This is a genomic window from Gardnerella sp. DNF01204, assembly GCF_049244145.1.
Lineage (GTDB): Bacteria > Actinomycetota > Actinomycetes > Actinomycetales > Bifidobacteriaceae > Bifidobacterium > Bifidobacterium vaginale.
Genome location: NZ_CP058379.1, coordinates 773,645 through 789,617, shown reverse-complemented (window position 1 = coordinate 789,617; position 15,973 = coordinate 773,645). Strand labels below are relative to the sequence as shown.

Sequence of the window (15,973 nt, the reverse complement as noted above, 5' to 3'; positions counted from 1 at the left end):
ATTCACTCAACAGAATCAGTATTAAATTCATTAGAAGATTGTTCAACATCTGAAGAATCAGCTGCTTCAGTTTCATTAACTTCTCCAGCAGTATCTTCCGTAGATGCCTCACCATTAAACTTTGCTAAGCAAGCTTCTTTGTCTGCCATAATCGCGCTCAACAAGCCATGAATAAACGCAATAGCATCATCATCACTATACATTTTTGCAAGAGAAATAGCCTCATCGATAGCAACCTTATCTGGCACTTCGTCGTTTAAGAGAATCTCCCATACAGCTATTCGCAAAATATTACGATCAATCACCGCCATTCTTCCGACTTTCCAGCCAGTAGAATAACGATTCAACGTCTTATCAATCCTATTTCTACGCTCACCAACTCCTCGAATAATATCAACAGCATAATCTGGAAGAGGAGTTTGCGCACCTGGCTCCTTCAAACGTTCTTCAAGCAAAGAAAGAATATTTTGATTCTTTTCATCTGCCTCATACAGCGTATTCAAAGCCCTTTTGCGAGCGGTGGAACGTGCCATAGTATCGTCTTTCTATCAAACTACATAATCTTATAGATCCTTAAAGTCTACAAGAATTAAACTTACATCAATATATATCAAATATTGCACAAAATAGCTATTGCAAAATAAAACGACTCAGCAACAAGAATCGCCGCCGAGTCGCTTTATACAAAAAATTTAATTAGTTTTCACGACCAAGGTAAGATCCGTCACGAGTGTCAACCTTCACCTTTTCACCTTCGCCAACAAACAGTGGAACCTGAATCTCAGCACCAGTTTCAACAGTTGCAGGCTTTGTGCCAGCGTTAGAACGGTTACCTTGCAAACCAGGTTCAGTGTGAGTGATGGTCAAAATTACAGAAGCTGGAAGCTCAACGCTCAAAGGAGTGCCGTCATGGAAACTTACAATGCAATCAGTGCCTTCAAGCAAATACTTGCTTTGTTCACCAACTAAGTCCTTAGGAATATAAACCTGATCATAAGTGTTCATATCCATAAAGACGAAGTTATCGCCATCTTCATAAGAGTACTGCAAAGTGCGATTATCAACGGTCTCGAACTCCATTTTCATGCCGGCGTTAAAAGTCTTGTCGACAATCTTGCCCGAGAGCACGTTCTTAATGGTGGTACGCACAAAAGCAGGACCTTTACCTGGCTTAACATGCTGGAACTTGATAACGGTCCAAAGCTGACCTTCAAGGTTCAAAACCGATCCATTTTTAATATCATTGGTAGTCTGTGCCACGAGTTATCCGTTTCTTTCGTTAATTAAAGCTGCAATATACACAGCTAAGAAATAAACCTTGCTTATTATGCCACAAAGCGTCAACTAATTAAAATAACAACTAAAATAACAACACGCATTTAACGCGATTATTCGTTACTCTTGATCGTTTTGTTCCGACGACTCTGAGTTTTGACTACGACCCATTGGAATATAGCCACCTTGATCATCCTGAGGATGTGGAGCATCAAAAGGATACCCATTGCCATCTCTACTTAAAAATCTATCGCTCACTTTTTTAATTCTATCTTCGTACTGGCTTATAACAGCTTTTATTTTTTGATAAGACTGTCTTAACTCTTGATAATTATTGCTGCTTTTAGCAAGAGCATTACCAGCATCATTAATAGCATTTTCTAGACTTTTAGAAGCAACAGCTAAAATAGGCAAATCTTTCGCTTTTTCTACAAGCTCTCTAGCTTTTTTAACAAGATTTAACAATTGATCGCCAAAAGAAGTTCTGCTTGTTTTTAAAAGATTATCAGAAGATTTTTTAAGCGAATCAGCATCTTTACTCAAAGTATCCAACTGGTTGGAAAGCTTATTTTCGACTGATGGTGAATCGTAAGAACTGGCTCCAACTGGACAATCTGAAATATCATTTTTCAAATCATCATTGGCATAATTTAAGGAAGATTGAAAATCGTCAACAGCATCCTTAACTGAATCAAAATCAGCATCAAAATCGGAAGATTTTATTTCAGAAGCATCATGCACGTTTTGGCTTGAAATAATTTTTTTAAGATTAGCTTTAGCTGAAAGAACTTGTGTACGCAACTGCACGCACTTTTTAGATGGCTCGCCCGCGTTTATATTACTCTTAGAACTATTCGCAAACAAAGACAACCATATTCCGATAACAATTGCCACTGCAGTAAGTGAAATAGATATAATCACTGCAATAGCTTTCTTATCGCTTAATAATGATCTGTTTGAATCATTACTAGACCGATCAAAAATGACATCTTGCTCATACTCAGGCGGATTATTAAATGAAGCTATATCATTCAAATCCTGATATTCGTTATTGTCCTCTTTCATAATCCGCCATTCCTGTTTAACAAACCTATGTATGAATAAAATAGCAAGAACACAACTCATACATGACTTATATAATTGCTTGATTATATAAGTCTATAATTGTATAAGTCTATATTGCACAAACAATTTACGCACCATATTCTCGCAAATAATTTTCAGCTCGAGCAGCTAAATTCTCATCCATAACAGCGCTTCCATCATTATTAGTAAGTTTTTGTGCTGCAGCAAAAATTTCACGCACGTTAGCAATTGGCAAAACTGTGAATCCAAACTCCTGCTCTACTGCTTTTACTGCAGAAAGCTCACTATCTTTCGTGCGTTCCATTCTGTCTACTGCCAAAATCAAGCCTACAACTTGCACATTTGCTTCTGCTTTAAGCTTTGGCAAAGTTTCGCGAACTGCGGTTCCAGCGGTCATCACGTCGTCAACTAACAGAACTTTCATGCCGTCTTTTAACGGTTTTCCAACCATAATTCCGCCGTCGCCATGGTCCTTTCGCTCTTTGCGATCGAAAGTAAAACCAACAGGCATATTGTGATTATTCGTCAAAGCCATTGCCGTAGAAACTGCCAGAGGAATACCCTTATAAGCAGGACCAAAAACAGTATCAATGTCTTGCGGAAGTTTGCCATCTTCGATTGCTGCAACAACGCGCTGAGCGTAGTATGCTCCTAAGCTCGCGATTTTCATTCCGTCGTCAAAAGCTCCAGCGTTAATAAAATAAGGTGATTGACGACCAGATTTTAGCGTAAAGTCACCAAATTTAAGTGCGCCTGAATCAAGCAAAAACTTTGTAAAACGTTCGTCTAATTCTGCCATAATTAGCTCTCTTTCTTAAAATAATTTTGAATACTTTCTAAATACTTTCTAAGTACCTTATTAAATACTTAATTTCAGCGCCAAGTCTTTCCTTCGGCAAGTAAAGACGCAAGCTTTGGACGCGAATCAAGCAAATCGTCAAGCTCGCGAGCAATGCGAATAGGAGCAGTAGGATCCACCAAAGCGGCAGCACCAACTTCTACAGCATTAGCGCCAGCATACAAGTATTCCAAAGCTTTTTCGCCAGAATCAATTCCACCAATGCCGATAATTGGAATATCTGGCATAGCTTGGCGAACTCTCCACACAAACCCAAGTCCAATTGGGAAAATAGCAGGACCGGAAACACCTCCTGTGCGGTTTGCAATAATCGGCTCGCCTGTGCGAATATCAATTCGCAAACCAACCAGCGTATTAATCATGCTTAAAGCATCTGCTCCAGCTTCAACAGCAGCTTTGCAAATCGAGACTATATCAGTAACGTTTGGAGTCATTTTTACAATCATTGGTTTATCTGTCATTGCGCGAAGTCGCTTAATTAAGCGGTGCAATGCCACTGGATCCGTGCCAACACTCATTCCGCCGTGAGTCACGTTTGGGCAACTTACGTTAATTTCAAGCATGTCTGCAGAAGAATCTGCAAGCTTTTCAACAACTTGAGCATAATCGTCATCACTGTGGCCAGCAACATTTGTGATTACAAGCGCTCCAAGCTTTTTTAACTTTGGAAGCTCGTCTACTAAATAGTGGTCAACTCCAGGATTTTGCAAACCAACAGCATTCACCATTCCAGAAGGCGATTCTGCAGTGCGCGGAGCAGGATTTCCTTGCCAAGGAACAGGTGAAACGCCTTTTGTGCAAATTGCACCAAGCTGACTCACATCGTAAAAGTGAGCGCAAGCTGCAAGCTGAAACGTGCCAGACGCTGTTCCAACCATATTCTTCCATTCAACTCCAGCTACTTTAGTGCTGTGTTTCCAAACGTGGCTTGTGTCAAATCCAAGAGTTGATGCATTATTTTGCGCGCTATTTTGCACATTCTCTAAAGTATTATTCATTTCGTTACTCATATCTTTTTACTCCCAGCCTAATCTTTCAGAGTCAAACACTGGTCCTTCGTTACAAACTTTAAGTCTGCCTTCTAAAGTATCTACAACGCAAGCAACACAAGTTCCATATCCGCATCCCATTCTTGCTTCTAGGCTTAATTGACATTTAACATTACGCTCATGCGTCCAATGAGCTACAGCCTTCATCATTGGCATAGGACCGCAAGAAAGAACAACAATAGGCAAATCGCCATTAAAATCAAAATGATTTTCTTGCTCTAGTTCATTAAGCAAAGTAATAACAGTTCCTTGCGCGTTGCTAATGCTATAAACATTATCAACGTATTCCTTCATAAATGAGTCAGCAAAATGATTATCGCGATATCCAAGAACCGCAGTCACTTTGCAATTCTTGTTTTTTGCAATCGCCTGTGCAGCACAAATCAAAGGAGGAACACCCAATCCCCCGCTTACAAGAACATAGTGCGCTGGCTTAGAAATATCAAAGCCCAATCCTAATGGTCCTAAAGCGTCTACAGTGTCTCCTGCTTTAAGCTGCGCAAACTCGGCAGTGCCCTTACCAATCACAGCAAAAATAAGAGTAAAAGTATCTCCATCAACGCTTGCAACACCAAATGGTCGAGGAAGCATAGTCGTAGAATCTGGAGAATATAAGTTAACAAATTGCGCAGGAGTGGCAGTTTTAGCAATAGCATCATCGCGCAAAACTAAGCGATACACACCTTCATCAAGCTTTTGATTATCAAGAACTTCTATAGCACGGCGACCTAAAAGACGAGTGTATTTTAAATCATCAGCGTGCAAACTTTTTGCACTAAAAGAATCTGCGCCCGAAGAATCATAAGCGTCTTCACGTAACGTAAATATGGCGTTTCTCAAAGATTTTCGAGTTTGAATAAACATGCCATCACTCATCTAGTTTTACCCTACCTTATGTAGTCGTATCGTTGCGTAATTTAGCTATCTTTAGCTATTTTTAGTTTTAGTTATATTTAGTTATACATGCATAATTGTTTTTACACGCGCATATTCACAATTTTGACACAATGACCTTGAAACATTTCCGAATTGTGATTCGCTTTGCATTAACACTAACACACGATTTATTTATATACTGCTTGTCTTAAATCATCCCTCATGTTTAAAGCAGATTTGCGAGCAGAATCAGATACAATCTCAAGAATATTATTAAGAGAAAGAGAAGACTTGTTTTTAACATAATCTTGCGATTTTCGCCAAGAACCAATAATTCCGCGAGAAGAATTCACTATTGCACCTCGACCATTTTCATCAAACATTCCAGCAACATCTTGTGCCGTTCCACCTTGTGCGCCATAACCTGGAACAAGGAAGAAAGTGTGCGGCATAATCTCGCGCAAACGCTTACCTTCTTCTGGATGAGTTGCTCCCACTACTGCTCCTACTCGCGAATACCCTCTAGTCCCAATATTTGATTCACCCCATTTTTCTATCAAACCTGCCATATGCTCATAAACTGGTTTGCCATCTTCAACAACAAGTTCTTGAAGCTCTTTGCTAGAAGGATTAGATGTGCGTAGAAGAACAAAAATATTTTTATTACGCGCTACTGCCTCATCTATAAATGGCTTAACACCATCTGAACCCATATACGGGTTTACAGTAAACGAATCCTCGTGCCACACATCTTTTGTACTAGCGCTTTTAAGAAGATTAACTAAAGATTCGTTAAAATCGTAAGAATCATCTTTGAAATACGAATCAAGATTAGCGAATCCTCGCAAATGTGCTGCATACTGAGCTGCAGTGGAACCAATATCGCCTCGTTTTGCGTCACCAATAACAAATAACCCACGTGATTTTGCATAATCACAAGTCATAGCATAAGTGTCTATTCCAGCTGAACCAAGCGCCTCATACATTGCAATTTGCGGCTTAACAGCTGGAACAATGTCATAAATCGCATCAATAATCGCACGATTAAACTCAAAGTACGATGCAGCAAGCAAGGTTGGCAAAGCCTCTTCATCTTCGACTTCTTGCAAAACTTCATCAGATAATCCACTTAAAATTTGCGCAGGCAAAATCCCAGGCTTTGGATCTAATCCAACAACAGTAGGGTTTTGCTTCGCTGCTATTTCTTCTATCAGTTCGTCCATATTGTTCCTCTACTAGCCGCAAACTATTTTTTAGTTTTTAGTCTTTGTCTTTACTTATAAAACACGACTTATAAAATACACAAATTACATACGAGAAAAGGCGATCTCTGAGCCAACAATAGTAGCCACTGGTCTTCCCTGTAACTGCCATCCTTCAAATGGAGTATTACGAGCCTTTGAATGGAATGAATTCGCATCAACGCTCCATTTTTCACGCATATTAATAAGCACTAAATCAATATTTTCTGGATGTTCAGTTTCACTTAATTTTAATGTTCGTCTCACGGCACAACGCGAAGACACGTTAAGCAAAGCTGCAACATCTGTAGGCCTTCTACTCATAAATTGCATAGGATTAATCGACATAAGTTCAATTAAGTGCTTATCATCCGTATATCCTGCATCAACAAGAACTTTACGGCATACACCATAAGCACATTCCAAACCAATAATCCCATTTGGAGTATTAGCAAAATCGCCAGCTTTATCACCTGCTGTGTGAGGAGCATGATCTGTGGCAATCATATCTATAGTGCCATCTGCAATAGCAGCAAGAGTTGCCTGTCGATCCGCTTTAGATCTTAGTGGTGGATTCATCTTTGCCATTGACCCATACTTAAGCACATCCTCATCGCAAAGAGCAACGTAATGTGGGGCTGTTTCGCAAGTAATCGGCAAACCTTCCTTCTTGGCTTTGCGAATAGCTTCAAAAGCAGCAGCCGTACTAACATGCTGGAAGTGCACGTGAACACCTGTTTTGCGAACTGCTTCTATATCCCTATTAACAATCGCAAGCTCCGTAGACGCAGGAATTCCGCCAACACCTAGAATTTTAGCAACTGGTCCTTCGTTTACCGAGCCATAATCATGGTGCTCACAATGCTCAAGAAGCGGTAATCCTGTTTCTTTCGCCATTTTAAGAACGTCTAGCAAAATCGAATTTGTAACAGCAGAACCATCATCACTTATGGCAGTAATTGGATGCTTTTTCATAGGCGAAGTTTTTTGATTATCATCAACACCATGAACATATTTTTTCCAAAGTTCAATATTGCTTGGTTTTAAACCTTGCCTACTTATTGAAGCACAAACACTTAAATCGTAGTGGACTGGCAATTTTACGCCATAAATACACCCGTATCTTTGCAAAAAATCTATAACGTTTTCTACATCAAAAGGAGCATCATTCCAAGGCTCACCGTCAACAGCTGGAATTGTGTTTGGCATAATCAACACATTCGTATATCCTCCAGCAGCCGCAGCATTGCCACCAGTCATCATTGTCTCTTTATCAGTTTGACCAGGATCCCTAAAATGCACGTGCGGATCTGCAAAACCAGGAGCAACAATCCAATCGCTTGCATCAATTTCCCCGTAAATTCGGGCATTTTGTTCAATTAAAGCGTCTTGTCTAACGCCATCTACAACCAAATCGATTCGCTCGCCAGTATCCCAAACGGCAATATTTCGCAAGGTTAACATGCGTGAGTCGTTCATATTGCTCCTAGTTTTGCTTATTTCTATTTTTATTCAGTTTTATTTTTAATTTTGAATTATATTATTTACGTATATTCTACTTGGATTCACTGCAATTCTTCATCACAATACAAGCAATGATACTCATGTCTATCTGACTCAGCTTTATAGAATCTACGCTTAAGAGTCAACTCACTATTTGTTATGCAACGAGAGTTAGGACATATAAGATTTTCTGGAGCATTCTCGTCAGATATGTGAACGCGAGGATTAGCCAACGAAATTCCATGAGCATCGTAAGCTTCCAACTCATCTTTAGGAACATTGACAAAATCAGTCGGTTCATATCCTGGAAGCTCATCTCCAAGAACAGAGCTTTCTAATGCCATTCGCATAAGCATGCCATTCTTAACCTGTTCAAAATATGCTGCACGAGGATCGTCATCAACATCAACAGCGATTTCGTTAATTCTAGGAAGTGGATGAAGCACTGGCATATAAGATTTTGCTTTTTGCAATTTTTCTTCTGTCAAAATGTAAGTGTCACGAAGTCGCAAGTATTGCTCGCGATCTGTAAAACGCTCTTCTTGCACGCGAGTCATGTAAAGAACGTCTAGACTGCCAATAACTTCCATCAAATTGTGCGTTTCTTCGTAAGAGCACGAAGGTGTATCATTAATGCGGTCGATTACGTACTGAGGAGTTTTAAGCTCATCTGGGCTAATTAGCACAAAGTGAACGTTTCCAAAGCGGCATAAAGTTTCAATAAGCGAGTGAACAGTGCGGCCGTATGTTAAATCTCCACATAAACCAACTGTTAAATTATTCAGCCTGCCAAATCGTGCAAGAATTGTAGCTAAATCTGCAAGAGTTTGAGTAGGGTGCATATGACCACCATCTCCTGCGTTAACAACAGGAACACTTCCTGCATGCGACGCCACAAATGCAGCACCTTCTTTAGGATGACGCATAGCTACAACATCTACATAATTTGACACCACTTTTAAAGTGTCGCTAACCGTTTCGCCTTTGCTTGCACTAGAAAGCTGTGCGCCTGCAAAACCAATCACCTTTCCACCTAAGCGAAGCATTGCCGTTTCAAAGCTTAGTCGCGTTCTCGTGCTCGGCTCATAAAAAAGAGTGGCCAACACTCTGCCATCGCAAGTGTGGGCCACTTCTTTTCTGTGCTCGTCAATATATCGGGCTTTGTCTAAAAGCATTCGTATTTGCGCAGTGGAAATATCGTCTAAAGTAACAACGCTTTTGTTTGCTAACGATTGAGCAATTGCGCAACGAGAAAAAACTTGATTAGAAGAATCAGAAAATACATTCGTCATAATAGAACCGCTTACCTTTCGCTAGTTGGCAAACGACCGCGACCACACGCGACCTTGTAGATTGTACACGATTTGTCAGACTTAGCGACACAATAAAAATGTTTCTAAATATTAGCGACAGTAGAAAATACGAGACATGACTTCGCGGCATTGACGCATAACAGCCATTAAATCGTTTTCAAAAACGCGACCCTGGTTTGGATCGTACCCAAGATAAGTGGCGATTCCACCCAAAGAATAAGAGTCTGTTGGGATAACATCCGCGCGCTCCAAGGAACCAGACCACAAGAAGTTCGCATTTCGCACTGCAGAACACATATGCCAGCATTTTTCTAACACATTTGCGTCTTCATCTTCAATCAAATTCAATTCTTTAAGCGCTCTCAACGCTTGCATTGTGCCAACTACGCGCAAAGACTCGTGTTTCCCAGCATATTGCAATTGCAAAAGCTGAACAGTCCACTCAACATCGCTTAAACCACCGCGACCAAGCTTCAAATGTCTGTCTCTACTAACTCCTCTTGGTAAGCGTTCTGCTTCCATACGCGCTTTAAGCTTACGAATTTCCGCCAATTGAGATTCGCTAAGAGCATCTGGTGAATATCGCAAGTCGTTTACTACTCCGCTTAGCAGATCATCTGCCAAATCTTTCGACCCTGCAGCAAAACGCGCGCGCAAAAGTGCTTGATTTTCCCACGTACTAGCCCACTTTTGGTAATAATGCTCACACGATTCTAGAGAACGCACAAGCGGACCATCTTTACCTTCTGGTCGCAAATCTAAATCGACCATGATTTTTGGTTCTAAAGTAAGAGGACCTTGCAGAATATTGCGCAATATGTCTACAGTAGTCTGCGCGAAACGGTGAGCAAGATCAGATACGGAATCATATTCAATCTTGCAATCATCATCATTCGCCGTCGGCTTATAAACAACCATCATATCCGCATCCGAGCAGAAGTTAACTTCCCTTCCGCCATAACGTCCTAGGGCAATAATGGCAATCGAAGCTTTGCTCTCATCTAAGCCCATTTTTAAAGACGCATCTTTCATAGACCATTGCAGGGCAGCATCAAGTACAGCATCAAACACATCACTCATCGCTTGCATCGAAGTATCATCGTCGATAATCCCGCACATCCAAGCAAGAGCTACTCGCTCAATTTCTTGCCTTCTTAAAGCGCGCAAAAATTGTGCAAAATCCGCAATACTGCTTGAATATCTTGCAACCATTGCTCGCGTTTGCATATCTAGACTTTCTCTGCCTCTAGGTGTAAGAGCCGAATCGTCTCCAAGCCAAGTTATTGACTGTATAGACTTCATCATTGCATCGCCTAAATAACGCGAATCAGACAAAACATGACAAAGCCTGCGAGCTGCGCTAGGAGAATCACGCAAAAATCCAAGATATGTGTTTTTTCCACCAAAACGCTCGGAAAGTCGCCTAAAAGCAAGCAAACCCATGTCGGGATTTTGCCCTTCTCCAAGCCATTTCAACACTGCTGGGAGCAAAATTCTGTGGATTTTAGCAGCGCGTGAAAGTCCATCAGTAAGCGCTTCAACATGCATTTGTGCAGCTTTTGCATCAGCAAAACCGATCGATGCAAAGCGAGCGCGAGCAGCTTCTGCAGACAACACAATAGGATCCGCATCCGTTTGCGCATTGATTGGCAGCATTGGACGGTAGTAAATATCTTTATGCAAGTGCCTAATTTCTCGGCGCGCTTTGTCGAATCGTGCAACAAGCTCTTCTGGCTTAAGTCTAACAGATCTAGCAAGACGCCTGATTTGTTCGTTATTGTTAAGCTCTTCCGCACTAATGCTTCTAGCGCGATCTAATCCACCATTTCCTTGGGCACCTAAATCTGGGAATAAATGAGTGCGTTGCATACTCCACATTTGCTGGCGATGTTCAAGAACACGCTCAAAACGGTAGTGTTCTGCCAAAATTGCAGCTTGCGACCTAGAAACGTATCCTCCAGCAGATAGTGCATTAAGCGCGCCTAAAGTATCTCTAACTCGCAAAGACTTATCTTCACTTCCGTGCACAAGTTGCAGCATTTGAACTGTAAACTCAACATCTCGCAATCCTCCGCGCCCAAGCTTCATGTCTAAATCTCGCTGAGACACAGGGATCAAAGACTCTACTCGCTGTCGCATATGTTGGCAATCTGCAACAAAGTGTTCTCTACCAGACGCTTTCCAAATAAGCGAATCTGCCATTTGTCTATAATCTTTACCTAGCTGCGCATCTCCTGCAGCTGGTCTCGACTTCAGTAATGCTTGAAACTCCCAGCTACTTGCCCACTTTTCGTAGTATTCGTGATGTGATTCCAATCTCCTAACAAGAGGTCCATCTTTGCCTTCTGGTCTTAGCGCTGTATCAATTTGCCATAATGGTGGCTCCGCACAACCCATAACAACCGATTGACACACTTTTTGCAAAACAAGTGCAATAGAAGACCCAACTCGCAAAGCTTCATCTTGTTTAACGCCATTAGTTGGTTCTACTACATATATTAAGTCAATGTCTGAAACGTAGTTTATTTCTTGCGCTCCCAATTTTCCCATTGCTATTATTGCAAACCTGCAGCAACAAGATCCAGAAATTTGCCCGCGCGCAATCGCAAGCGCCGCCTCTAAAGCCGCATCCGCAGCATCCGAAAGTTTACGACTTATGTCTGGCTGTAATTCTACAGGGTCTGCGCTCGCCAAATCATATGCCATAATCGCAGCAATATGCTGACGATATCTCGCTCTAAGAGCACAAACAGCTTGTGCAAAAGGCATAGAACTTATTGGAACAGTGCACGAGCTACAATTCTTGGCGCCAACATTGTCTTCGTTTACTACTGTTGCACTGTAAGATTGAATAGCTTCGAGTAAATCCGAAACACGTTCTTCTAAAGTCATGTGTAGTAAGTGATTTGGGTCATTTGCTGCAGCGTTTATTAAATCGGTGTGCGTTCTCATTAGCATCGCAAATGATTTAGATGCTCCAAGAACTTGCATTAAAGACGCAAGTGGGCTTGTTATTAATGAATTATTCGAGTTCTCCGCAATATTTTCAACAGTTTTTTTCTGAGATTGATATATATCTTTAAACGCTAAAATTGCGTGATCTGGATCTTCTACCCTATTTATGCTTTCTAAGATTTTGAGCACATTAATTGAGTTATTCTCACAATTTTTGCAAATATCTTCTATAGTTTTACGAGCAGATTCTGGACGAGCAAATCCAGCTTTAACTAGAGTTCTGTATGATAAGTCAGTTTCTTTAGCAAAACTTAAATTAAAATCCGCATGCTGTTTTAAATCAGTGCCTAAATTATGATCTAAATCGCTATTACTGCTTTTTTGACTGCTCATACCGCCACTGTACATTGTGGTGCAGTACAACATGATCCTTGCACTGCACCACAAATCTACAAATTTACACTATCTTAGTAAAAAGTGGCTTAACGTTTGACCAAATGCTTCTGGTAACGCCAGGACGATTCATTGTGTACAAGTGTATTCCATCTACGCCTTCCGCAACTAAATCGTTAATCTGTTGAGACGCAAATATGCTTCCAGCGTCTTGCAAGACTTCTGGGTTACTTCCCCATCGCTCAATCATTGCTAAAACTGGCTCACTTATTTTAGAAGAGCACATTTTTGTCATTCGCTTAACTTGATTAGCGTTTACAACAGGCATAACTCCAGCTTCAATTGGAACGTTAATGCCAGCTTTTCTAGCTAAATCCCTAAAGTGCAAAAAGTCATCATTATTGTAAAAAAGTTGCGAAATCAAGTGAGTTACTCCAGCATCAACTTTTCGCTTTAGATTATCGATGTCTTCTTGCAAAGTAGCAGCTTCTGGATGTTTTTCTGGGTAGCATGCACCCAAAATAGGCAAATCTGGGCGCTTTGAGTGAATATATGATACTAAATCGCTTGCGTGATTAAATACTCCAGCAGCATTCTGATTTTCAATAACGTCTCCGCGCAAAGCTAAAACGCCACTAACGCCTGCCTTATCAAACATATCTAAAGCTTCGTCAACATCGTCATAATCCAAGTATCTTGCTGTTAAGTGAGCAACAGTTTTAATGCCATACTCCGATCGAATAGTGTTGGCGATTCTAGCAGTAGCAGTTCGATCCGAAGATTTTCCAGTTCCATAAGTTACAGATATAAAATCTGGATCCAATCCCCTTAAGCCATCTAAAGTGTCGTAAATCGTACCTATTGGAGATGTTCTTTTAGGCGGAAACACCTCTAGCGAAAACTTTGGTTTGTACGTCATTTTAGACTACCGCCCAATTCGCTTCTAACTTTTTTAGCTGCCGAAACAAGATTTTGCAAGCTAACCCAAGTTTCTGCATTTCCGCGAGTTTTCAAGCCACAATCTGGATTAATCCACAGCTTGTCTGCTGGCATTTTGTGCAAAATCTCGTGAATCCTGTTAACAATCTCATCTTCGCTAGGAACGCGAGGAGAGTGAATATCATAAACACCAGGGCCAGCTTCTGTTTCAAAGTTCGCGTTATGAATAGCGTCCAAAACAACTAGATCTCCGCGCGAAGCTTCAAACGATATCACGTCCGCATCCATTGCATCAATGTCTCGAATAATGTCGTTGAATTCCGAATAGCACATATGAGTGTGGATTTGCGTAGTAGCAGCTACGGCAGAGTGCACAAGACGGAAAGCTGCAATCGCCCAGTCCAAATACTTCTTATGCCAATCCGAGCGTCTAAGCGGAAGCTTTTCTCGTAGTGCTGCCTCATCGATTTGAATTACGCGAATTCCAGCACGCTCCAAGTCCAAGACTTCATCTCGAATAGCAAGAGCAAGCTGCTGAGTTTGCTCTTCGTGCGTAATATCTTCGCGAGGCCAAGACCAGTTAAGAATCGTAACAGGCCCCGTTAGCATGCCTTTCATAACATGGTTTGTGCGGCTTTGAGCATACGCACTCCACTCTACTGTGATTGGCTGCGCTCTAGAAACGTCGCTCCAAACGATTGGAGGCTTTACGCATCGAGTTCCATAAGACTGCACCCAAGCGTTTTTTGTAAACTTAAATCCGTGCAAATGCTGGCCAAAGTATTCAACCATGTCGTTTCGCTCAAATTCGCCATGTACAAGAACGTCTAAGCCAATGCGCTCCTGGTGTTCTATGCACTCGTCTATTTGCTTGGCAATAAACGCGTTGTATTCTTCTTTGCTAATTTCGCCTTTTCTATAAAGCGCTCGAATCGATCTTATTTCTTTTGTTTGAGGGAAGGATCCGATAGTTGTTGTAGGCAAATCAGACAATCCTAATGCTTCTTTTTGTAATTTTTGACGCTCCGCGCGAGATGGCTTTCGCTCAAAATCTTCTGGCTTAAGGCTTGCGATTCGCGCTTTAACATTTTCGTCTACTTTTACTCTAGACCCATCGAATAATGCCTGATTTTGCGCTAATTCCTCGCTGTTTTTAAGCTCATCATCATTCAAAACGCAAAGCTTAGCGATTTCGCTTACTTCCTTCAGCTTTTCTACAGCAAACGCAAAATGCTTTAATACGTCTTCGCCAAGCTCTTCTCCATCCGTACTAAATGGAACATGCAAAAGCGAGCATGCAGTGGAAACAGCTATGCGATTAGTAACGTTTTTTTGCAAAGCATCTAGCAAGCCAAGGCTTTGCGCGTAATCATTTTTCCAAATGTTTCTGCCGTTTACAACTCCTGCAAAAATAGTTGTTTTCTCGTTTACTCCATATTTTTGCAAAGCTTCAAGGTTTTCTTCTTTGCCTTCTACAAAATCTAAGCCAATTGCATCAAATGCCAAATCGTTTAGTGTTTTGTACGAGTCTAAAATATTGCCAAAATAAGTGTTAAGCAAAATTTTAACGTTTTCAGCATTATCCGCGCTTTCAAATCTGCTTTGAAGAATCGGATTATATAAGTCGCTAAAAATCCTTAAATCTCCATCTTCTTTATCTAAGCACAAGTATGGTTCGTCGAATTGCAACCATTTTGCTCCAAGACTTGCAAATCGTTTTACAATATCGCAATACGCGTTTGCTAATGCTTCAATCGTCTCTTTGTTTGCTTCTAATTCTTGTGCTTGCGGGGTGCGCGCTAGTTTTAAGAAGGTGTATGGTCCAATCAACACTGGTTTTGTTTCAATTCCAAGTGCTTTTGCTTCATTGAACTCGTCGAATGGTTTTGTGCCAGCTAAATGCAAATCTTGCGGATTTTCTACTTCGGGAACAATGTAGTGGTAGTTGGTTGTGAACCACTTTTTCATTGGAAGCGCTGTTACGTCTCCGCGTTCACCTTGATATCCGCGTGCGATTGCAAAAAGCGTATCTTCTGCATTTTCAAACTCTAGATTCTTGTACCGTTCTGGCACTGCACCAAGCAGGATTGCTGTGTCTAGCATTTGATCGTAATAGCTAAAATCATTACTTGGTATAAGTTCTATTCCAGATTCTGTTTGGATTTTCCAATGCTTTTTGCGCAAATCTTTTGCAACTTGTCTTACTTCTTCTAGAGTTGCGTCTTTTTTCCAATAGCGTTCAATAACTTTTTTAAGCTCGCGATTTGCGCCGATTCGTGGGAATCCCTGTACGGACGTAAGAACAGTATGCATATATCCTCCAAATAATTAATAACCTGATTCAGCCTAGCAAACATTTGGCTTAATGAGGTCATTAGCTATTTGGGGGTGTCGTTATAACCTAAACTTATATGCAGATTTATGCAGATGATTCGTGTGGATTTTATGCAAATTTTATAAGGATTTTATGCAAATTTATGCGTA

Annotated in this window: 12 protein-coding genes; all 12 read right to left on the bottom strand. The window is 40.9% G+C overall.

Annotated elements, in window-relative coordinates; translation table 11 throughout:
• Positions 1-2: 2 nt before the first annotated feature.
• Complete coding sequence (gene nusB / locus HXT46_RS03010; RefSeq protein ID WP_048730236.1) at positions 3-533, bottom strand: transcription antitermination factor NusB; 531 nt, start codon at positions 531-533, stop codon at positions 3-5.
• 163 nt (positions 534-696) lie between these two features.
• Positions 697-1,260, bottom strand: a complete 564-nt coding sequence (gene efp / locus HXT46_RS03005) for an elongation factor P (protein ID WP_004115197.1) — start codon at positions 1,258-1,260, stop codon at positions 697-699.
• A 135-nt stretch (positions 1,261-1,395) separates the two neighbouring features.
• On the bottom strand, positions 1,396-2,340 hold the full coding sequence (locus HXT46_RS03000) for a hypothetical protein (protein ID WP_248911999.1): 945 nt from the start codon (positions 2,338-2,340) through the stop codon (positions 1,396-1,398).
• A 127-nt stretch (positions 2,341-2,467) separates the two neighbouring features.
• Positions 2,468-3,160: an orotate phosphoribosyltransferase gene (pyrE, locus tag HXT46_RS02995; RefSeq protein WP_421786291.1), complete on the bottom strand. Its 693-nt coding sequence runs from the start codon at positions 3,158-3,160 to the stop codon at positions 2,468-2,470.
• Between the two features lie 74 nt (positions 3,161-3,234).
• Positions 3,235-4,230: a dihydroorotate dehydrogenase gene (locus HXT46_RS02990; RefSeq protein ID WP_415682790.1), complete on the bottom strand. Its 996-nt coding sequence runs from the start codon at positions 4,228-4,230 to the stop codon at positions 3,235-3,237.
• Between the two features lie 6 nt (positions 4,231-4,236).
• A complete protein-coding gene (locus HXT46_RS02985) occupies positions 4,237-5,145 on the bottom strand; it encodes a dihydroorotate dehydrogenase electron transfer subunit (RefSeq protein ID WP_004138030.1) in 909 nt (302 codons plus the stop codon).
• A 188-nt stretch (positions 5,146-5,333) separates the two neighbouring features.
• Positions 5,334-6,368: an orotidine-5'-phosphate decarboxylase gene (gene pyrF / locus HXT46_RS02980; protein WP_004138240.1), complete on the bottom strand. Its 1,035-nt coding sequence runs from the start codon at positions 6,366-6,368 to the stop codon at positions 5,334-5,336.
• Positions 6,369-6,452: 84 nt separating this feature from the next.
• On the bottom strand, positions 6,453-7,865 hold the full coding sequence (locus HXT46_RS02975) for a dihydroorotase (protein ID WP_004111776.1): 1,413 nt from the start codon (positions 7,863-7,865) through the stop codon (positions 6,453-6,455).
• Positions 7,866-7,951: 86 nt separating this feature from the next.
• On the bottom strand, positions 7,952-9,181 hold the full coding sequence (gene pyrB / locus HXT46_RS02970; protein WP_285064624.1) for an aspartate carbamoyltransferase: 1,230 nt from the start codon (positions 9,179-9,181) through the stop codon (positions 7,952-7,954).
• Positions 9,182-9,292: 111 nt separating this feature from the next.
• Positions 9,293-12,565, bottom strand: a complete 3,273-nt coding sequence (locus HXT46_RS02965) for a bifunctional [glutamine synthetase] adenylyltransferase/[glutamine synthetase]-adenylyl-L-tyrosine phosphorylase (protein WP_421786326.1) — start codon at positions 12,563-12,565, stop codon at positions 9,293-9,295.
• Between the two features lie 49 nt (positions 12,566-12,614).
• On the bottom strand, positions 12,615-13,469 hold the full coding sequence (metF, locus tag HXT46_RS02960) for a methylenetetrahydrofolate reductase [NAD(P)H] (protein ID WP_004111779.1): 855 nt from the start codon (positions 13,467-13,469) through the stop codon (positions 12,615-12,617).
• A complete protein-coding gene (gene metE / locus HXT46_RS02955; protein ID WP_014554611.1) occupies positions 13,466-15,802 on the bottom strand; it encodes a 5-methyltetrahydropteroyltriglutamate--homocysteine S-methyltransferase in 2,337 nt (778 codons plus the stop codon). Before metE ends, metF begins: the two co-directional genes overlap by 4 nt.
• Positions 15,803-15,973: the final 171 nt, after the last annotated feature.

Coding starts and splice junctions, on each gene's coding strand:
- nusB (WP_048730236.1), bottom strand. CDS start 533: ATGGCACGTTCCACCGCTCGCAAAAGGGCTTTGAATACGCTGTATGAG.
- HXT46_RS03000 (WP_248911999.1), bottom strand. CDS start 2,340: ATGAAAGAGGACAATAACGAATATCAGGATTTGAATGATATAGCTTCA.
- pyrE (WP_421786291.1), bottom strand. CDS start 3,160: ATGGCAGAATTAGACGAACGTTTTACAAAGTTTTTGCTTGATTCAGGC.
- HXT46_RS02990 (WP_415682790.1), bottom strand. CDS start 4,230: ATGAGTAACGAAATGAATAATACTTTAGAGAATGTGCAAAATAGCGCG.
- HXT46_RS02985 (WP_004138030.1), bottom strand. CDS start 5,145: ATGAGTGATGGCATGTTTATTCAAACTCGAAAATCTTTGAGAAACGCC.
- pyrF (WP_004138240.1), bottom strand. CDS start 6,368: ATGGACGAACTGATAGAAGAAATAGCAGCGAAGCAAAACCCTACTGTT.
- HXT46_RS02975 (WP_004111776.1), bottom strand. CDS start 7,865: ATGAACGACTCACGCATGTTAACCTTGCGAAATATTGCCGTTTGGGAT.
- pyrB (WP_285064624.1), bottom strand. CDS start 9,181: ATGACGAATGTATTTTCTGATTCTTCTAATCAAGTTTTTTCTCGTTGC.
- HXT46_RS02965 (WP_421786326.1), bottom strand. CDS start 12,565: ATGTACAGTGGCGGTATGAGCAGTCAAAAAAGCAGTAATAGCGATTTA.
- metF (WP_004111779.1), bottom strand. CDS start 13,469: ATGACGTACAAACCAAAGTTTTCGCTAGAGGTGTTTCCGCCTAAAAGA.
- metE (WP_014554611.1), bottom strand. CDS start 15,802: ATGCATACTGTTCTTACGTCCGTACAGGGATTCCCACGAATCGGCGCA.